This window comes from Nocardioides taihuensis, assembly GCF_042657275.1.
In the GTDB taxonomy this organism is placed as follows: Bacteria; Actinomycetota; Actinomycetes; order Propionibacteriales; family Nocardioidaceae; genus Nocardioides; species Nocardioides taihuensis.
Genome location: NZ_JBHSKD010000027.1, coordinates 40,855 through 58,925 on the forward strand (window position 1 = coordinate 40,855; position 18,071 = coordinate 58,925).

General features: G+C 72.0%; 16 protein-coding genes. 5 read left to right on the top strand and 11 right to left on the bottom strand.

All coding sequences use genetic code 11. The features are described from left to right. Window positions 1-7: 7 nt before the first annotated feature. The 4 genes from rapZ to uvrA all read right to left on the bottom strand — a co-directional run bounded on the left by rapZ (window position 8) and on the right by uvrA (window position 6,487). Complete coding sequence (rapZ, locus tag ACFPGP_RS18235; RefSeq protein WP_378592290.1) at window positions 8-883, bottom strand: RNase adapter RapZ; 876 nt, start codon at window positions 881-883, stop codon at window positions 8-10. After that, window positions 884-2,884, bottom strand: coding sequence for an excinuclease ABC subunit UvrC (uvrC, locus tag ACFPGP_RS18240; RefSeq protein ID WP_378592291.1), 2,001 nt, complete (start codon window positions 2,882-2,884; stop codon window positions 884-886). 44 nt (window positions 2,885-2,928) lie between these two features. Beyond that, a complete protein-coding gene (locus ACFPGP_RS18245; protein ID WP_378592292.1) occupies window positions 2,929-3,414 on the bottom strand; it encodes a Rieske (2Fe-2S) protein in 486 nt (161 codons plus the stop codon). 61 nt (window positions 3,415-3,475) lie between these two features. Next, window positions 3,476-6,487, bottom strand: coding sequence for an excinuclease ABC subunit UvrA (gene uvrA, locus ACFPGP_RS18250; RefSeq protein WP_378592293.1), 3,012 nt, complete (start codon window positions 6,485-6,487; stop codon window positions 3,476-3,478). A 167-nt stretch (window positions 6,488-6,654) separates the two neighbouring features. Between uvrA and ACFPGP_RS18255 the strand changes: the two genes are divergently transcribed. The 3 genes from ACFPGP_RS18255 to ACFPGP_RS18265 all read left to right on the top strand — a co-directional run bounded on the left by ACFPGP_RS18255 (window position 6,655) and on the right by ACFPGP_RS18265 (window position 8,859). Next, window positions 6,655-7,434 (top strand): maleylpyruvate isomerase family mycothiol-dependent enzyme, encoded by a 780-nt coding sequence (locus ACFPGP_RS18255; protein WP_378592294.1) that lies wholly within the window; start codon window positions 6,655-6,657, stop codon window positions 7,432-7,434. Continuing rightward, window positions 7,431-8,117 carry an MBL fold metallo-hydrolase gene (locus ACFPGP_RS18260; RefSeq protein WP_378592295.1) on the top strand — a complete coding sequence of 229 codons (687 nt, stop codon included), beginning with the start codon at window positions 7,431-7,433 and terminating at the stop codon, window positions 8,115-8,117. Before ACFPGP_RS18255 ends, ACFPGP_RS18260 begins: the two co-directional genes overlap by 4 nt. Before the next feature lie 130 nt (window positions 8,118-8,247). Continuing rightward, a complete protein-coding gene (locus tag ACFPGP_RS18265; RefSeq protein WP_378592296.1) occupies window positions 8,248-8,859 on the top strand; it encodes a hypothetical protein in 612 nt (203 codons plus the stop codon). 11 nt (window positions 8,860-8,870) lie between these two features. On the opposite strand, the gene ACFPGP_RS18270 is transcribed toward ACFPGP_RS18265, so the two are convergent. Genes ACFPGP_RS18270 through ACFPGP_RS18280 form a run of 3 tightly spaced genes read right to left on the bottom strand, consistent with a single transcriptional unit; the run spans window position 8,871 to window position 11,417 of the window. Beyond that, window positions 8,871-9,962: a 2Fe-2S iron-sulfur cluster-binding protein gene (locus tag ACFPGP_RS18270; protein WP_378592298.1), complete on the bottom strand. Its 1,092-nt coding sequence runs from the start codon at window positions 9,960-9,962 to the stop codon at window positions 8,871-8,873. 1 nt (window position 9,963) lies between these two features. Next, window positions 9,964-10,266, bottom strand: coding sequence for a hypothetical protein (locus ACFPGP_RS18275; RefSeq protein ID WP_378592300.1), 303 nt, complete (start codon window positions 10,264-10,266; stop codon window positions 9,964-9,966). Then, window positions 10,266-11,417, bottom strand: a complete 1,152-nt coding sequence (locus ACFPGP_RS18280) for a Rieske 2Fe-2S domain-containing protein (RefSeq protein ID WP_378592301.1) — start codon at window positions 11,415-11,417, stop codon at window positions 10,266-10,268. The genes ACFPGP_RS18275 and ACFPGP_RS18280 overlap by 1 nt, the downstream gene beginning before the upstream one ends. Before the next feature lie 63 nt (window positions 11,418-11,480). Here ACFPGP_RS18280 and ACFPGP_RS18285 point away from each other — a divergent pair, with 63 nt between their 5' ends. Continuing rightward, entirely contained in the window at window positions 11,481-12,659 is a 1,179-nt protein-coding gene (locus tag ACFPGP_RS18285) for an acyl-CoA dehydrogenase family protein (protein ID WP_378592303.1), read from the top strand. Window positions 12,660-12,666: 7 nt separating this feature from the next. Then, window positions 12,667-13,761: an acyl-CoA dehydrogenase family protein gene (locus ACFPGP_RS18290; RefSeq protein ID WP_378592304.1), complete on the top strand. Its 1,095-nt coding sequence runs from the start codon at window positions 12,667-12,669 to the stop codon at window positions 13,759-13,761. Window positions 13,762-13,823: 62 nt separating this feature from the next. Here ACFPGP_RS18290 and ACFPGP_RS18295 read toward each other — a convergent pair whose 3' ends face one another. The 4 genes from ACFPGP_RS18295 to ACFPGP_RS18310 all read right to left on the bottom strand — a co-directional run bounded on the left by ACFPGP_RS18295 (window position 13,824) and on the right by ACFPGP_RS18310 (window position 18,048). Further along, window positions 13,824-14,330, bottom strand: coding sequence for a metallophosphoesterase family protein (locus ACFPGP_RS18295; protein WP_378592305.1), 507 nt, complete (start codon window positions 14,328-14,330; stop codon window positions 13,824-13,826). A 69-nt stretch (window positions 14,331-14,399) separates the two neighbouring features. Further along, the gene (locus ACFPGP_RS18300) at window positions 14,400-16,529 is read right to left on the bottom strand and encodes an MMPL family transporter (protein WP_378592307.1); all 2,130 of its coding nucleotides are present in this window, start codon (window positions 16,527-16,529) and stop codon (window positions 14,400-14,402) included. 154 nt (window positions 16,530-16,683) lie between these two features. After that, window positions 16,684-17,643 carry a helix-turn-helix domain-containing protein gene (locus ACFPGP_RS18305; RefSeq protein WP_378592309.1) on the bottom strand — a complete coding sequence of 320 codons (960 nt, stop codon included), beginning with the start codon at window positions 17,641-17,643 and terminating at the stop codon, window positions 16,684-16,686. A gap of 147 nt (window positions 17,644-17,790) precedes the next feature. Continuing rightward, a complete protein-coding gene (locus tag ACFPGP_RS18310) occupies window positions 17,791-18,048 on the bottom strand; it encodes a hypothetical protein (protein ID WP_378592310.1) in 258 nt (85 codons plus the stop codon). Window positions 18,049-18,071: the final 23 nt, after the last annotated feature.

Consider the following 18,071-nt stretch of genomic DNA (forward strand, 5'->3'; position numbering starts at 1 on the left):
GGTCGTCTCACTCCCGCCCGAGGTCGCGGTGGGTGGGCCGGACGTGGTGGCCGGCGTCGGCCAGGCGGCGGGCGATCTCCTCGGTCGTCGCCACGCTGCGGTGCTTGCCGCCGGTGCAGCCGACGGCGATCGTCATGAAGCGCTTGCCCTGCCGGAGGTAGCCCTCGGCGACGCCCTCGAGCAGCCGGACGTAGGAGTCGAGGAACTCCGGGGCACCCTCCTGCCCGAGCACGTACGCCGACACCTCGGCGTCGCGGCCCGTCAGCGCGCGCAGGTCGGGCACCCAGTAGGGGTTGGGCAGGAAGCGCATGTCGGCCACGAAGTCGGCGTCGACCGGGATGCCGTACTTGAAGCCGAAGCTGATCACCGTGACCTTGAGCCGGGTCGCGTCGGGCGAGCCGAACGCCTCGGCGATGCGGTCGGTGAGCTGGTGCACGTTGAGGTCGGTGGTGTCGATGACGAGGTCGGCCTCGCTGCGCAGGTCGGCGAGCACCTCGCGCTCGCGGTGCAGCCCGTCGAGGAGGCGACCGGTGCCCTGCAGCGGGTGCGGACGCCGGGCGGCCTCCTGGCGGCGCACCAGCACGTCGTCGCCGGCCTCGAGGAACACCAGCGTGGTGTGCCGGCCGGTGGCCCCCTGCGCGAGGTTGGCCTGCAACGAGGCGAAGAACGACCCTGACCGGACGTCGACCACCACCGCGATCGGCTGGTCGAGCCCGCGGCTCTCGTCGACGAGGCGCACCACGTCGCGCAGGAGGGTGGGCGGCAGGTTGTCGACGACGTAGTAGCCGAGGTCCTCCAGCTCCTTGGCGACCGTGCTGCGCCCGGCCCCGGTCATGCCGGTCACCACGACCAGCTCGCCGCGCGCGTCGTACCTGGCTGGCATTCAGTCCTCCTGGAGCTCGCCGGTCGCGGTGTTGACGGCGACAGTCTGGCCGCCGGACGCGGCGACCGCATCCTTGATCGCGGTCGCGGTACGGGTGCCGATGCCGGGCACCTCGGCGATCTCCTCGACGGTGGCCGCGCGCAGCTTGCGCAGCGAGCCGAAGTGCTTGAGCAGCGTCTTGCGCCGCACCTCCCCCAGTCCGGGGACGTCGTCGAGGAGGCTCTCGACCATCGACTTCGACCGGCGCCCGCGGTGGTGGGTGATCGCGAACCGGTGCGCCTCGTCGCGTACCCGCTGGAGCAGGTAGAGGCCCTCGCTGGAGCGGGCGAGGATCACGGGGTCCTCCTGCTCGGGCAGCCAGACCTCCTCGAGCCGCTTGGCGAGGCCGCAGACCGGGATGTCGTCGATCCCGAGCTCGTCGAGCGCCCGCGCCGCCGCCGCGACCTGGGGCGGGCCGCCGTCGACCACCACGAGGCCGGGGGCGTAGGCGAACTTCCGGGGGCGGCCGGTCTCGGGGTCGACCAGCATGGGCCCGTCCTCCCCCACGACCGTCTCCGAGCGGGCCTGCTCGTCGAGCAGTCGTCGGAACCGCCGGGTGATCACCTCGTGCATCGAGGCGACGTCGTTCTGCCCGTCGACGCCGCGGATCACGAAGCGGCGGTACTCGCTCTTCCGGGCCAGGCCGTCCTCGAAGACCACCATCGAGGCGACCACCTCGGTGCCCTGGAGGTTGGACACGTCGTAGCACTCGATCCGCAGGGGCACCTCGTCGAGCGCCAGCGCCTGTTGGATCTCCTCCAGCGCCCGGTTGCGCGTCGTGAGGTCGCTGGCCCGCCTGGTCTTGTGCAGGGCCAGCGCCTGGCCGGCGTTGCGGCCCACCGTCTCCTGCAGGGTCTTCTTGTCGCCGCGCTGCGGCACCCGGACCCGCACCCTGCTGCCGCGCAGGTCGCTGAGCAGCTCCTCGAAGGTCTCGACGTCGGGAGGCCGCGCGGGGACCAGGATCTCGCGCGGGATCGTGTCGGCCTCCTCGCCGGGGTCGGCGCCGACGTAGAGCTGGAGCAGGAGCGTCTCGACCAGCTCGGGCGTGCCGCCCTCCTCGACCCGGTCCGCGACCCAACCGCGCTGGCCGCGGATCCGGCCACCGCGCACGTAGAAGACCTGCACCGCGACCTCGAGCGGGTCCTCGGCCAGCGCGATCACGTCGGCATCGGCGCCGTCGCCCAGCACCACCGCCTGCTTCTCCAGGGCGCGGTCGATGGCGCCGAGGTCGTCGCGCAGCCGGGCGGCGCGCTCGAAGTCGAGCTCCTCGGACGCGGCGTACATCTGGGTCTCGATGCGCTTGATGAACGGGCGGGTGCGCCCGGCCATGAACTCGCAGAAGTCGTCGACGATCTGGCGGTGCTCCTCGGCGCTCACCTGCCCGACGCAGGGCGCGGAGCACTTGCCGATGTAGCCGAGCAGGCACGGCCGCCCGATCTGCGACGATCTCTTGAACACACCGTTGCTGCACGAGCGCATCGGGAAGACGCGCAGCAGCACGTCGACGGTCTCGCGGATCGCCCAGGCGTGGCTGTAGGGGCCGAAGTAGCGGGTGCCCTTGCGCTTGGCCCCGCGCCCGACCATCACCCGCGGGAACTCCTCGCCGACTGTGACGGCGAGCCAGGGGTAGGACTTGTCGTCGCGGTACTTGACGTTGAAGCGGGGGTCGAACTCCTTGATCCAGGAGTACTCGAGCTGCAGCGCCTCGACCTCGGTGTTGACGACGGTCCAGTCCACGCCGGCGGCGCTGGTGACCATGGTCGCGGTGCGGGGGTGCAGGTTGCCGACGTCCTGGAAGTACGACGAGAGCCGGGCCCGCAGGTTCTTCGCCTTGCCGACGTAGATCACCCGTCCTCGGGCGTCGCGGAAGCGGTAGACGCCCGGCTGGGTCGGGATCGACCCCGTCGCGGGACGGTAGGACAGCGGCCCCCGGGTGGTGCGGGAGGGGCGGGCGGCGGGCACGCCCCAACCCTACGGGCGCCCGGGGACACCGGGCCCGGGGTGGGTCAGGCCAGGCTGATGTCCTGACCCTTGACCGTGAGGTCGACCGCGGGCAGCCCCGCCGTGGCCGGCCCCGTCTGCACCGAACCGTCCTCGATGGAGAACTGGCTGCCGTGGCAGGGGCAGTTGATGGAGCCGCCGGACACGCTGCCGACGGTGCAGCCCTGGTGGGTGCAGATCGCCGAGAAGCCCTTGAAGTCGCCCTCGGTGGGCTGGGTCACCACGACCTGCTGGTCGGCGAAGATCGTGCCGCCGCCGACCTCGATCTGGTCGGTGGTCGTCAGCACGCCCGTACCCGCTCCCCCGCCACCGGGTGACGTCGCGTCCGACCCGGTGCCGCCGGACGAGGAGTCGGTCGCCGTACCGGAGCCGCTGCCGCCGCAGGCGGCGAGGAGGGGCAGGCCGAGGCCGACGGTGGCGACACCGGTGAGGGCGTGGCGACGGCTGAGTCCGTCAGTGGTCATCTCGGGCTCCCCTGTCTCGAGGGTCATGTGGTTGAACGTGAGACTAGCCAGAGCCCATGAGAGAACCATGAGAGGCGCGCAGCGCCTCTCAGCGGCGCGCGGCGGCCTTCTTCGCGGTCGTCTTCGCGGTCTTCTTCGCCGGCGCCTTCCGCGGGGCGGCCTTCGTGGTCGCCACCTTCTTCGTCGCCGTCGTCTTCCGGGCGTGAGCCTGCGCGGCCGCCGCGGCGGCCTTGCGCGGCGGGGACGCCGTGGCCTCGCGCCCCTCGAGCAGCGGGCTCAGGAACGCCCCGGTGTGGCTGTCGGGGTGCACCGCGATCTCCTCCGGCGTGCCCTCGGCGACGACGGTGCCACCGCGCGAACCGCCCTCGGGACCCATGTCGATGATCCAGTCGGAGGTCTTGATCACGTCGAGGTTGTGCTCGATCACCAGCACCGTGTTGCCCTGGTCGACCAGTCGGCCGAGCACCAGCAGCAGCTTGCGGATGTCCTCGAAGTGGAGGCCGGTGGTGGGCTCGTCGAGCACGTAGACGGTGCGGCCGGTGGACCGCTTCTGCAGCTCCGACGACAGCTTGACCCGCTGCGCCTCGCCACCGGACAGCGTCGTGGCCGGCTGACCGAGGCGGACGTAGCCGAGCCCCACCTCGCACAGCGTCTTCATGTGCCGCGAGATCGCGGGCACGGCCGCGAAGAACTCCGCGGCCTCCTCGATCGGCATGTCGAGGACCTCGGCGATGGTCTTGCCCTTGTAGTGCACCTCGAGCGTCTCGCGGTTGTAGCGCGCGCCGTGGCAGACCTCGCACGGGACGTAGACGTCGGGCAGGAAGTTCATCTCGATCTTGATCGTGCCGTCGCCGGCGCACGCCTCGCAGCGGCCGCCCTTGACGTTGAACGAGAACCGGCCCTGGAGGTAGCCGCGCATCTTGGCCTCGGGCGTCGAGGCGAAGAGCTTCCGCACGTGGTCGAAGACCCCGGTGTAGGTCGCCGGGTTGGAACGCGGGGTGCGACCGATCGGCGACTGGTCGACGTGGATGACCTTGTCGACGTGGTCGAGACCGCTGATCTTCTGGTGCCGGCCGGGCACGGTGCGCGCGCGGTAGATCTGCTTGGCGAGCGCGGTGTAGAGGATGTCGTTGACCAGGGTCGACTTGCCGGACCCGGAGACACCGGTCACCGACACGAACAGCCCGAGCGGGAAGGTGACGTCGACGTCCTGGAGGTTGTGCTCACGGGCGCCGTGGACGGTCAGCTCGCGCCCCTTGGTGCGCGGGCGGCGCACCTCGGGCACCGGGATCTCGCGGCGGCCGGAGAGGTACTGGCCCGTCATCGAGTCGGGGTGGGCCAGCAGCCCGGCCACGTCGCCGCTGTGCACCACCTGGCCGCCGTGCTCGCCGGCGCCCGGGCCGATGTCGACCACCCAGTCGGCGGTGCGGATCGTCTCCTCGTCGTGCTCGACCACGATGAGGGTGTTGCCGAGGTCCTTGAGCCGGACCAGGGTCTCGATCAGCCGCTGGTTGTCACGCTGGTGGAGCCCGATCGACGGCTCGTCGAGCACGTAGAGGACGCCGACCAGGCCGGCGCCGATCTGGGTGGCCAGCCGGATCCGCTGGGCCTCGCCGCCCGACAGCGACCCGGACGGCCGGTCGAGGGAGAGGTAGTCGAGCCCGACGTCGAGCAGGAAGTTGAGCCGCTCCTGGATCTCCTTGAGCACCCGCTCACCGATCTGGCGCTCGCGGGGAGACAGGTCGAGGGAGCGCAGGAAGTCGGCGGTCTCGTTGATCGGCAGCGCGCAGACCTCGGCGATGTTGCGCCCGCCGAGGGTGACCGACATCGAGACCGGCTTGAGCCGGCTGCCGTCGCAGGCGGGGCAGGGCACCTCGCGCATGAAGCCCTCGAACCGCTCGCGGCTGGTGTCGGACTCGGCCTCGCGGTGACGGCGCTCGATGTAGCGCTGCACGCCCTCGAACTCGGCGTAGTAGGCGCGCTCGCGGCCGTAGCGGTTGCGGGTGACCACGTGCACCTTGGTCGGGTGGCCCTGCAGCAGCGACCGGCGGGCCTTCGCGGTGAGGTCGTCCCACGGGGTGTTGAGGTCGAAGCCGAGCTCCTCGCCCAGCGCGCCCATCAGCCGCAGGAAGTAGTCGGCGACGTGCGCCTGGCTCCACGGCTGGATGGCGCCCTCGCCGAGGGTGGCGGTGGGGTCGGGGACGACGAGCTCGGGGTCGACCTCCATCCGGGTGCCGAGGCCGTGGCACTGCGGGCAGGCGCCGAACGGGCTGTTGAACGAGAACGACCGCGGCTCGAGCTCGTCGGTGTCGATGGGGTGCTCGTTGGGGCACGACATCTTCTCGGAGAAGCGCATCTCGCGGTGGGGGTCGTCGTCGGGCAGGTCGACGAAGTCGAGCAGCACCAGGCCACCGGCGAGGTTGAGCGCGGTCTCGACCGAGTCGGTCAGGCGGCGCTTCGCGGACCCCTTCACCGCGAGGCGGTCGACGACGACCTCGATCGTGTGCTTCTTCTGCTTGTCGAGGGTGGGCGGGGCGTCGAGCGAGTACGTCTCGCCGTTGACCCTGGCCCGGGAGAAGCCCTGGGTCTGGAGCTGGCGGAAGAGCTCGACGTACTCCCCCTTCCGGCCGCGGATGACGGGCGCCAGCACCTGGAACCGGCGGCCCTCCTCGAGCGCGAGCACGCGGTCGACGATCTGCTGCGGGGTCTGCCGCTCGATCGGGGCGCCGCAGGTCGGGCAGTGGGGGTGGCCGATGCGGGCGAAGAGCAGGCGGAGGTAGTCGTAGACCTCGGTGATGGTGCCGACCGTGGAGCGGGGGTTCTTGGAGGTCGACTTCTGGTCGATCGACACCGCCGGCGAGAGGCCCTCGATGAAGTCGACGTCGGGCTTGTCCATCTGCCCGAGGAACTGGCGGGCGTACGCCGACAGCGACTCGACGTAGCGGCGCTGGCCCTCGGCGAAGATCGTGTCGAAGGCGAGGCTGGACTTGCCGGACCCCGACAGACCGGTGAACACGATGAGCGCATCGCGCGGCAGGTCGATCGAGACGTCCTTGAGGTTGTGCTCCCGGGCACCCCGGATGATGAGCTGATCCGCCACGTCGTGCTTCCTCGGTCGTCGTCCACGCTGGTTCGAACAAGTGTTCGTCATCGTACGGCGTGGCACAAGCGTCCACGCCCACCGATCTCACCCTCTCACGCAGCACCGACAAGGTCCCCGCGAGCGGGTGCTGGCCGCCCTCACCGCGGCTGGGACAGGATGTGGTCATGCCACCCGACACCGACGCCCGTACCCACGACCCGGCCCACGACCCGGTGCGTGACCCGGTGCGTGACCAGGCCCACGACCCGGGCCGCGACCTGGCGCTCCTCCACGAGGCGACCAACCGCCTGGTCCGCACCGTCGACGGGCTCGAGCCCGAGCAGTGGACCGGACCGTCGGGGCTGCCCGGCTGGACCCGCGCCCACGTCGTCGCCCACCTCGCCCTCAACGGCGAGGGCCTCGCGTCCGCACTGCGGGGCGTGGTGGCGGGCGCTCAGGTGCCGATGTACGCCTCGCAGGAGGCACGCGACGGCGACATCGCGTCGCTCGCCACGGCCGAGCAGGGCGAGCTGCGCGACCGGCTGCTGGCGGCCAGCTCGTCGTACGCCGAGGCGGCGGCCTCGGTGCCGGCGGAGCTGTGGGGCACGCGCATCGAGCGGACCCCCGGCGGGCGCACCTTCTCGGCCGCGGCGGCGGTCGGGATGCGCTGGCGCGAGGTCGAGATCCACCACGTCGACCTCGACGCGGGCTACGAGCGGTCGTCGTGGACGCCCGAGCTGTGCACCAACGTGCTCGGCGCCATGGCCAAGCGGGGGGTCGGCGCGGAGTCCTTCACGGTGCGGCCGCTCGACCTCGACGGCTCGTGGGGCTACGGCGACTCCCCGGCCGACGGTCCGACCGTGACCGGCTCGGCCGCCGACCTGGCCTGGTGGCTCACCGGGCGGGGGTCGGGCGACGGGGTCTCGAGCTCGACCGGCACGCTGCCGCAGGTGGGTGCGTGGTGAGCGCGGACTACACCGGCGGCGTGCGGCCCGGCGGCGGCGCCGCGGTCCGCGAGCTCGGCCGGCTCACGATCACCAAGGTCGCCGTCGACGAGCAGATGTCCAACAACTGCTACCTCCTGCGGTGCCACGAGACAGGTGAGCAGGTGCTGATCGACGCCGCGGACGACGCCCCGACGCTGCTCGCGCTGGCCGGCGACGCCGGCCTCACCACCGTGGTCACGACCCACCAGCACTGGGACCACCACCGCGCCCTGGCCGACGTCGTCGCCGCGACCGGCGCGACGACCGTCGCCGGGCGTCCCGACGCGGAGGCGATCACCGAGCAGACCGGTGTGGCTGTGGCCCGCCCCGTCTGGGACGGCGACACGGTCGCGGTGGGCTCGTGCACGCTCCGGGTGATCGGCCTGGTCGGTCACACCCCCGGCTCGATCGCGCTCGTGTACGACGACCCGGTCGCTGGCGGCGTGCACCACCACCTCTTCACGGGGGACTCGCTCTTCCCCGGGGGCGTCGGGAACACGTTCGGCGACGCGGACGCCTTCCGGTCGCTGGTCGACGACGTCGAGACCAAGCTGTTCGGGACGCTGCCTGACGAGACCTGGTTCTACCCCGGCCACGGCGACGACTCCACGCTCGGCGCGGAGCGGCCGCACCTCGCCGAGTGGCGCGAGCGGGGCTGGTAGCCGGCCGCGGAAAGTGCGGACCGGCGATCCAGGGTCGTGGACGCGAGGGACGCTCGCCGCTAGCGTCCGGAGTCGTCGGGGCCGCACGAGCGTGGGGCCGTCTCGGGCCCGGTCCACGGAAGAGGCCCCCATGCCCGCCAGCTCCATCCGCACCCGCACCACCGCCGTCCTCGGCGCCGCCGCACTGCTCGTCGTGGGCGCCGCCGGTGGCGGCTACGCCGCCGGCAAGATCACCGGCAAGGACATCAAGGACGGCACCGTCACGTCCGCCGACGTCAAGGACGGCACCCTGAAGTCCGCCGACGTCAAGGACGGAAGCCTGGGCGTCCGGGACCTGTCGCCCGCCACGGCAGAGGACCTCGCCCCGCGGCTCGTGTACTCCCGGACGGGCGACGGCATCTACCTCCCCGACGACGACAGCAACACGCTCGTGCAGAGCCTGGCGCTCCCGGAGGGCCGGTGGCTCGTGACGGTGAGCGCCACCGCCTTCCCCCACGTCTTCAGCAACGACCCCCAGGTCCCGTGGATCAGCTGCGAGCTCGAGGCGCCCGACAACGGGTTCGCGCGGACCAACACGACGGTCGCCCTCCCCGGGGAGTACGCCTCCCTCGGGACCCAGCTGGTCGTGCTCGCCGCGAGCGACCGGGACGCCACCTTCACCTGCCACGGCCACAACGTGGGCATCAACCAGGTCACGATGACCGGGGTGGAGGTCGGTGCGGTCACCGAGGTCACGCCGTAGAGGACCGGTGGCTACTGGTAGGTGATCGACACCCGGTCGGTCACCGGGAGCGACTGGCAGCCGAGGCGGATGCCGTCGGCGAGGTCCTCCTCGTCGAGCACGTCGTTGTGGAGCAGCTTCACCTCGCCCTCCAGCAGGCGGTAGGCGCAGGCCGAGCACTCGCCCTCGCGGCAGGAGTACGGCGCGCGCAGGCCCTTGGACTCGAGGTGCTCGAGCAGCTTGGTGCCGGGCTGCCAGTCGTCGTACTCGTGCACCTCGCCGTCGAGGTCGACGACGAGCGTGACCGGGCCCTCCGGGCCCCCGGCGTCGGCGGGGAGGTCGTCCTCGGCCTCGTGGTCGTCGGCCTCCGCGAGCGTCGCGGACGCGGCGGCCACCTCCTCGACGTCGCCGAACGGGTTGCCGCCGAGGGAGACGAACTTCTCCTGGTGGCGCCGCGCCCGGGGGAACCCGAGCTCCTTGAGGACGTCGGTGGTCGCCTTCATGAACGGCGCTGGGCCGCACACGAAGGCCGTCCATGCGGCGTACTGCGCCGCGAACGCCTTCAGCTGCGCGGTCGAGGGCAGCCCCTGCACCGACTCCAGCCAGTGGACGACCTGCAGCCGGTCGGGGTGCTCTGCGGCCAGCTCGCGCAGCGCGGCGGCGAAGATGACGGACTGCTCGTCCCGGTTGGCGTAGAAGAGCACGACCCGGCCCGAGCCGTCGCGCAGCGCGGTGCGGGTGATGGACATGATCGGCGTGATCCCGGACCCGCCGGCGAAGAGCAGCAGGTCGTCGTCGAGCGACTTCGGCGTGAAGATGCCGCTCGGCGGCAGGACCCGCACGGTGGCGCCCACGCGCAGCTCGTCGTTGATCCAGTGCGAGGCGAAGCCGCCGGGCGTCCGCTTCACGGTGACCTGCAGCGGCTCCCCCGGCGGCACGTTGATCGAGTAGCAGCGCGCGACGAGGCCGGTGCGGTCCGAGGGGATGCCCAGGGTGAGGAACTGGCCGGGCCGGAACGTGAACGCCTCGGCGTGCTCCGGGGGCACCTCGAAGACCACCGACACGGCGTCCGCGGTCTCGCGGACGAGGTCGGCGACCCTCAGCAGGTAGGAGCCCTCGTCCACGTCAGTACCCGTCCTCGGCCCCGATCGACACCTGTCCGTCGCGTACGGCGGCCTCGATGCTGGCCGCCAGCCGGGGGCAGGCGGCGTGCACCGGCCGCCCCCCGGGCGCGGCCGCCATTCTGGCGAACTCCTGGCACTGGTGCAGCGCGTGGTCCGTCCACTGGATGGAGGTGTGGTGCTCGGAGTTCTTCTTGACCCCCACCACGGCGAGGCAGTCGAGGCAGGCGACCTCGACCAGTCGCGCCTGCGTGTAGAGACGCCGGTCCTCCAGCGTCTCGGCGCTGGTGGGGGTGAAGGAGGCCATCAGGAGGTCTCGACGGGCTCGGCCGGCGCGGCGTCCTCGGCGGCCTTGCGCGCCAGGTTCTCCGCGACCTCGGTGCGCCAGAACTCGTTGGCCTTGCTGGTGTCGACCTCGAATTCGAAGCGCTCGGTCATCTCCGGCGTGACGTCGTCCTTGTCGACGTAGAACTGCTCGTACCACCGGCGCAGCTGGTAGACCGGGCCGTCCTCCTCGCAGAGCAGCGGGTTCTGGACGGGCGCCTTGTTGAGCCAGATGTGCACGTCCTGCAGGAAGCCGTCGCCGAACATCTGCGAGTAGCGGCTGGCGATGTACTGCGACGTCTTCTCGTCGACGCCCTCCGGCTTGCGGACGCAGAGGCCGTACTGGAGCTTGAAGGAGCTCTGCGACGTCGGCACGTGGCAGTTGATGAGCACGACGTCGGTGACGAACCCCTTGTAGTCGGTGGTGAGCCAGTTGACCATGTACGACGGGCCGTAGTACGTCGCCTCCGACTTCAGCACGAGGTCCTCGTCGCCGTAGCCCTCGCCCTTCATGTCGGGCCGGCCGGTCGACTCCATGAACTGGGTCGCCGTGTGTCCCTCGAACACGTTGCGGAAGTGGGTCGGGAAGGCGAAGTGGATGTAGAAGAAGTGCGCCATGTCCACGACGTTGTCCACGATCTCGCGGCAGTGGGCGCCCGGGACGTCGATCACCCGCCAGGTCCAGTCGGTCCACGCGTCGGTGCCGATGCCCTCGAGCACCGGCGGCAGGATGTCGTGGTCGGCCGCGCTGCCCTCGACGTCGTGCCACACGAGCAGCTGGCCGTTGCGCACGACGCTCTCGTAGCGCTGCGTCCGCGCCCGCAGCGGGACGCGCCGGGCGTACGGGATCTGCTTGCAGCGGCCGTCACCGCCCCAGCGCCAGTCGTGGAAGGGGCACGCGATCTCGTCGCCCTTCACGGTGCCCTGCGTCAGGTCGCCGCCCATGTGGCGGCAGTAGCCGTCGAGCACGTGCAGCTCGCCCTGCGAGTCCGACCAGACGACCAGCTTGCCGCCGAACGCCTCGACGGCGTGCGGCGTGCCGTCGGCGAGGTCCCGCGCCAGCCCGAGGCAGTGCCAGCCCCGCGCGAACCGCTCGGGTGGGGTGCCGCGGTCGAGCTGTCGGCTGTCGCTCATGCGCACCTCCGGTGCCCGTGGACGGTGGTGGACCAAAACGAGAACACGTTATAGTTTTACCACATGCACGTGGCCCTGACACCCGCCCAGGAGCGACTGCGCGAGGAGCTGCGCGCGTACTTCGCCGACCTGGTCACCCCCGAGGTCCGCGCCGGTCTGGCGGCGGCCTCCGGCGAGTTCGGAGACGCCGAGGTCTACAAGGACGTCATCCGTCGGCTGGGCTCCGACGGGTGGCTCGGCATCGGCTGGCCCGAGGAGTACGGCGGGCAGGCGCGCTCCATGGTCGAGCAGCTGATCTTCACCGACGCGGCGGCGGTGGCGGGCGTCCCGGTGCCCTACCTGACGCTCAACACCGTCGGGCCGACGATCATGCGCTACGGCACCGACGAGCAGAAGGACTACTTCCTCCCCCGGATCCTGGCCGGCGAGCTGCACTTCTCCATCGGCTACTCCGAGCCGGCCTCCGGCACCGACCTCGCCTCGCTGCGCACGCGCGCGGTGCAGGAGGGTGACGAGTGGGTGATCAACGGCCAGAAGATGTGGACCTCGCTCATCCAGTACGCCGACTGGGTCTGGCTGGCCTGCCGCACCGACCCCGACCTGCCCCGGCACAAGGGGCTCTCGATGATCCTGGTCCCGACCGATGCCGACGGCTTCTCCTACACCCCGGTGCACACGGTGGCCGGGGTCGGCACCAGCGCGACCTACTACGAGGACGTGCGGGTGCCCGTCGGCAACCTCGTGGGGGAGCGCAACGGCGGCTGGGCGCTGATGACCAACCAGCTCAACCACGAACGCGTCGCGCTGACCTCGGCCGCACCCCTGACGCACTCGATCGGGCTCGTGCGGCGCTGGGCGCAGGACACCAAGGACGCCGACGGCCGCCGGGTCATCGACCAGGAGTGGGTGCAGGTGCTGCTCGGCCGCGCGCACGCGCGGGCCGACATGCTCACCCTGCTGAACTGGAAGCTGGCCTCGTCGGTCGACGACCTCTCCCCCGCGCACGCTTCGGCGACCAAGGTCTACGGATCCGAGCTCGCGACCGAGGTCTACCGCTCGCTGATGGAGGTCGTGGGCCCCCTGGCCGCGGTCATCGGCGACTCCGTGGGTGCCGTGCTCGCCGGGCGGCTCGAGCGGTTCCACCGCTCGTCGCTGGTGATGACCTTCGGCGGCGGCACCAACGAGATCCAGCGCGACATCATCGGCTACGTCGGGCTGGGCCTGCCCGCGGCGAAGAGATAGGCGAGACGTGGACTTCGACTTCACCCCCGAGCAGGACGACGCCGCCGAGCTCGCGCGGCAGATCCTCGTCGACCGCGCGACCAACGCGCGCCAGCAGGAGGTCGAGCGCGGCGGCGACCGGTTCGACCGCGAGCTGTGGCGCGAGCTGGGCGACGCCGGGATGCTGTCGCTCGCGATCCCGGAGCGGCACGGCGGCGCGGGGCTCGGCCTGGTCGAGCTGTGCCGCGTGCTCGTCGAGGTCGGCAAGACCGTCGCACCCGTGCCGCTCGCGGTGCACGGCCCGGCAGCGATGGCGATCGCCGAGCTCGGCAGCGACGAGCAGCAGCAGCGCTGGCTGCCGGGCGCCGCGACGGGAGAGCGGGTGCTCACCGCCGCCGTCGCCGAGGAGCTCGTGCACCTCCCCGACCACCCGACCACCTCCTGGAGCGACGGTCGCCTCGACGGCAGCAAGGTGCTGGTGCGCGCGGGCGCCGCCGCCGACGTCTTCCTGGTCACCGCCTCGCTCGGGTCGGCGGGGTCGGGCACCGGAGTGTTCCTGGTCGAGGCCGGGGCCCCGGGGCTCACCGTCGTCGAGCAGCACGTCTCCGACCGCGACCTCGTCGTACGCCTCGACCTGGCCGGCGTCCCGGCCGAGCCGCTCGGTGGCGCCGACGCCGCCACCCGGCTCGCGCAGCTGCTCGTCGTGGCGGCGGTCGCGGAGCAGCTCGGCGTCACCGAGGGAGCGCTGGCGCTGACCGCGTCGTACGCCCGGACGCGCGAGCAGTTCGGCCGCCCGATCGGCACCTTCCAGGCCGTCTCGCAGCGGCTGGCCGACGGCTACATCGACGTCCTCGGGCAGGGCCTGACCCTGTGGCAGGCCGCGTGGCGGCTCTCCGAGGGGCTGCCGGCCGAGGTCGAGGTGGCGACCGCGAAGCTGTGGGCCGCGGACGCCGGGCACCGCCTCGCCCACACCACCGTGCACGTGCACGGCGGCGTGGGCATCGACCTCGACGGCGAGGCCCACCGCTACTTCACGACCGCCAAGCGCTTCGAGTTCCTCTACGGAGGCGCCACCGAGCAGGCGCTGCGCGTCGGCCGGGTGCTCGCCGCCGAGCCCGCCTGACGGGACTCCTCGACGGGCAGCAGGCGCCGCGCGACGCCGCGGCTCACCTCGCCGGCTGCGGATCAGCTGCGGTCGACGCGGTGGAGGGTGACGTCGAGCAGCGCACCTTGGTCGGCGGTCGCCGTGAGGTAGGTGCAGTGCGGCTGGCGCCGGCGGTCGGTGGGTGAGCCCGGATTGAGCAGCCGGAGCCCGGTGGTGCTCGTGGTGTCCCACGGGATGTGGCTGTGGCCGAAGACCAGCACGTCCACGTCGTCGTACGCCGCGCTGCACCGCTCCTCGCGGCCCTTCGCGGAGCCGGTCTCGTGGACCACCGCGATCCGGACCCCGTCGACCTCGACCCGGGCGACCTCGGGCAGGCGCTCCCGGAGGGCGCCGTGGTCGTTGTTGCCCCGCACCGCGACCAGCCGGCGGGCGCGGGCCTCGAACGCGTCGAGCAGCGTCTCGTCGACCCAGTCGCCGGCGTGGAGCACGACGTCCGCTGCCTCGATCTCGTGCCACAGCGCGGGCGCCAGGTCGCGGGCCCGCTTCGGGACGTGGGTGTCGGCGACGATCAGCAGGTGCGTCGGCATCGGCCCACCCTAGGTCCGGCACGGGACCGCTCCCGCCGCGTCGGCGGGAGCGGTCCCCGGCAGGCGTGGTCAGACCAGCACCTTGACCGGAGCACCGGTCGGACGCCCCACGTCAGGCGCCTCGTGCAGGCCCACCCGACGGTGCACCCTGCGCAGCCAGGGCGGCGCCCACCAGTTGGCCCCGCCCAGCATCGTCATCGTCGCGGGCACCAAGAGGCACCGCACCAGGGTCGCGTCGACGAGCACGGCCACGGTGAGGGCCACACCCATCTCCTTGATGCCGAGGTTCTGCCCGGTGGCGAAGCCGAGGAAGGCGATCATCACCAGGAGTGCGGCCGAGGTGATGATCCGGCCCGATCGCTGCAGCCCGTCGACCACGGCAGCGTCGGTCGCGAGCCCGCGGTCGTGAGCCTCCTTGATCCGCGACAGCAGGAAGACCTCGTAGTCCATCGACAGGCCGAAGGCGAAGACGAACACGACGATCGGCACCCACAGCTCGATCGAACCGAAGGCCGTGAAGCCGAGCGGTCCGGAGAGGTGGCCGTCCTGGAAGATCCAGACCATCGTGCCGAACGTCGCTCCGAGGGAGAGCGTGTTCATCAGCAGCGCCTTGAGCGGCACCAGCACCGACCCCGTCATCAGGAACAGCAGCACGAACGTCGCCAGGGCGATCAGCAGGACGGCGTACGGCAAGCGGTCGGCGATCGAGGCACGGGCGTCGACGAGGAAGGCGGCCTGCCCGGTCACCCACGTCTCGAACTCCGGCCGGTCGGTGCGCAGCGCTTCGACCAGCCGCTGCGCCTCGTCGCCCTGCGGCTCACCGGCCGAGGCCACCGAGACCAGGCTGAGGCCGGTTCCGAGCTGCTCGACGGAGACCCCCTCGACGTCCGGCAGCTCACGCAGCTGCGCGACGTACCTCTGCACCGACGGGTCGGAGGCGGGAGCGCCGGCGACAACCTGGACCGGCCCTGCGGTCATGCCGGGGAAGCGCTGCCCGACGAGGTCGGTCGCCTGCCGGCTCTCCAGCGAGGTCGGCAGCACCCGGTGGTCACCGTTGCTGTAGCTCACGCCGAGGAACGGTGTCCCGGCGAGCAGCAGGACGGCAGTCGTGGCGCCCGCCACGGCGGCCGGCCGCCGCTGGGCCAGCCGGGCCAGGCGGGCGAAGAACCCGGCGTCCACCCCGCCGGGCGCCTCGGCCTTGATCCGGCCGCCCCACAGCGCGAGCAGCGCGGGCACCAGGGTGAGGCCGGCCGCCAGGGCCACGAGGACCGTGGCGATCCCCCCGATGGCCAGGGACCGGAAGACCGGGTCGTCGAAGACGAGCAGCCCGGAGAGCGAGGCGATGACGGTCATGGCCGAGTAGGTGATCGTGCGGCCCGCGGAGCCGACCGTGTGCTCGATCGTGGTCCCGGTGTCGGACCTCAGCGCCTTCTCCTCGCGGAACCGGCTGACCATGAGCAAGCTGTAGTCGACCGCCAGCCCGAGCCCGAACAGCGCGACGACGTCGACGGCGTAGCCGGCGACGTCGACGACCCGCGTCGCCGCCAGCAGCAGGAGCAGCGCGCCGGCGACGGTGACCAGCGCACCCAGGATCGGCAGCACGGCAGACCGGAACCCGCGGAAGACGACGAGCAGTGCGAGGAGCAGCACGGGCAACGCGACCAGCTGCCCCCGGAAGAGGTCCTCCTGGCTCGTCCTCATCTCGTCGGCCATCACCGCGTCCGGCCCACCGACGAGCACGCGCGCCCCCGGGACCGCGCCGTGCAGCGTGTCGCGCACCTCCTGGACGTGCTCGTGCATCGCCATCATGTCCTCGGTGCGCTCCACGGTCACCGTGAGGAGGCTGGTCCTCCCGTCCGGCCCCCGCAGCATGCCGTCGCCCGGCTGGTAGGCGGTGCGGACCTCGGCGACGTAGGGAAGAGCGGCGAGCGCCTGCGCGGTCTCGGTGACGGCCGAGGCGACGGCCGGGCTGTCGACGGGCGCTCCGTCGACCAGCGCGACGATGCCCGGCTGCGACGTCTGGAACCGCGCGAGGCGCTCGTAGCCCTGCACGGACTCGGCGTTGCCAGAACCTCCGGAGTCGGAGAGGTGTCCGAAGACGGAGACCCCGATGGTGAAGCCGAGCACGAGGAGCACGGCCCAGGCCGCGATGACGGTCCAGCGGTGGCGGTGGGTGAAGCGTCCGATTGCTGCGTACATGTCGTCCTCCGACAGTGGTGGGAACGTCCCACCTGCCGGCGGCGAGGGGGACCTTGCCCTCCCAGAGTCGGGTCCGGCCATGTCCCCGGTCCGCCGCGAACGAGGTCACGCATCGCCAACATCCGGCCACCTTGCGACACCTCGCGACTACCTGTCAGACCGCCGGTTGCTCCCCGCGGAAGGTACGCCGGTACGCGTGAGGGCTCGTGTGCACGCGCGCGGCGAAGTGGTGCCGCAACGTCGTCGCGGTGCCGAAGCCCACCGCGTGGGCCACGCGGTCGACGCTGTGGTCGGTCGTCTCGAGCAACCGCTGGGCCAATAGCAGGCGCTGCTGGAGCAGCCACTCCCCCGGGGTCGTGCCGATCGCCGCCCGGAACCTGCGGGCGAACGTGCGGGTGCTCATGGCCGCGTGACGTGCCAGGTCCTCGACGCCCAAGGACTCATCGAGGTGCTCGAGCGCCCAGGTGCAGGCGCGCTGCAGACCGTCGTCCCCGGTCTCCGGGACCGGACGCTCGATGTACTGCGCCTGACCGCCCTCCCGGTGCGGCGGCATGACCACGCGTCGGGCGACGCCGTTGGCGACCTCGACGCCGTGGTCGGTGCGGACCATGTGCAGGCACAGGTCCATCCCGGCCGCGGTCCCCGCCGAGGTGAGCACCTGTCCGTCGTCCACGTAGAGGACGTCGGGGTCGACGCGCGCCCGGGGGAAGCGCCTGCTGAGCTGGTCGGCGAAGGCCCAGTGCGTGGTGCAGGGCCGGCCGTCGAGGAGGCCGGCACACCCCAGCACGAAGGCCCCGATGCAGATGGAGGCGATCCGGGCACCGCGGCGGTAGGCCTCCTGCAAGGCGTCGACCAGTTCCGCCGACGGCTCGTGCTCCGGGTCCGACCAGCCCGGGATGATCACCGTGTCAGCGCGGGCCAAGTCGTCGAGCCGGTGCGGCGTGTCGATGCTGAACCCCGTGCAGGTGCGCAACGGCGGGGGGTCGGCGGCGCAGACGAAGAAGTCGTACCACTCCACGCCGAGGTAGGACCGGTCCCACCCGAACACCTCGCACGGCACGGCGAGGTCGAACGTGAGAACCCCCTCGTTCGCCACGGCCGCGACCACGTGCATGGCCGAATGCTAGTGACGGCCGGCCTCCGGGGCAGTGGCTCACGGGAGCCGTATGGACACCCTCCTGCGACGAACGACGCCGTGCAGGAGTGGCGGCAGGCGGGCACGGTGGACCCGCACCAGGTCGGCCGCGCCCGACGCGGGTGGTCAGGAGGCGAGGCGGGCGCCCTGCTCCTCGGTCTGGAGCCGGCCGACGAGGATGCTGCGGATGGCGTCCTGGTCGTCGCCGTCGGTGCCCTCGACGAGGGCGAGGAGGTCGTAGACCTCGGCGGAGGTGCGGTAGGAGGCCAGCTCGCGCTCGAGCGTGCGGCGCGCGGTGCGGGCGTCGCGGGCGCTGGTCCAGCGCTCGCGGACGGCGGTGCGGATGGTGGTGGCCTCTCGTCGGACGGGGGTCGATGTGTTCATGACTCCAGTGTCCGCGCGTTCGA

What these genes read in the sequence shown, in the direction of transcription:
- ACFPGP_RS18310 (WP_378592310.1), bottom strand. Translation starts at nt 18,048, where the DNA reads ATGAACACATCGACCCCCGTCCGACGAGAGGCCACCACCATCCGCACC.
- ACFPGP_RS18255 (WP_378592294.1), top strand. Translation starts at nt 6,655, where the DNA reads ATGCCACCCGACACCGACGCCCGTACCCACGACCCGGCCCACGACCCG.
- ACFPGP_RS18285 (WP_378592303.1), top strand. Translation starts at nt 11,481, where the DNA reads ATGCACGTGGCCCTGACACCCGCCCAGGAGCGACTGCGCGAGGAGCTG.
- ACFPGP_RS18280 (WP_378592301.1), bottom strand. Translation starts at nt 11,417, where the DNA reads ATGAGCGACAGCCGACAGCTCGACCGCGGCACCCCACCCGAGCGGTTC.
- ACFPGP_RS18265 (WP_378592296.1), top strand. Translation starts at nt 8,248, where the DNA reads ATGCCCGCCAGCTCCATCCGCACCCGCACCACCGCCGTCCTCGGCGCC.
- rapZ (WP_378592290.1), bottom strand. Translation starts at nt 883, where the DNA reads ATGCCAGCCAGGTACGACGCGCGCGGCGAGCTGGTCGTGGTGACCGGC.
- ACFPGP_RS18275 (WP_378592300.1), bottom strand. Translation starts at nt 10,266, where the DNA reads ATGGCCTCCTTCACCCCCACCAGCGCCGAGACGCTGGAGGACCGGCGT.
- ACFPGP_RS18245 (WP_378592292.1), bottom strand. Translation starts at nt 3,414, where the DNA reads ATGACCCTCGAGACAGGGGAGCCCGAGATGACCACTGACGGACTCAGC.
- ACFPGP_RS18300 (WP_378592307.1), bottom strand. Translation starts at nt 16,529, where the DNA reads ATGTACGCAGCAATCGGACGCTTCACCCACCGCCACCGCTGGACCGTC.
- ACFPGP_RS18305 (WP_378592309.1), bottom strand. Translation starts at nt 17,643, where the DNA reads ATGCACGTGGTCGCGGCCGTGGCGAACGAGGGGGTTCTCACGTTCGAC.
- ACFPGP_RS18295 (WP_378592305.1), bottom strand. Translation starts at nt 14,330, where the DNA reads ATGCCGACGCACCTGCTGATCGTCGCCGACACCCACGTCCCGAAGCGG.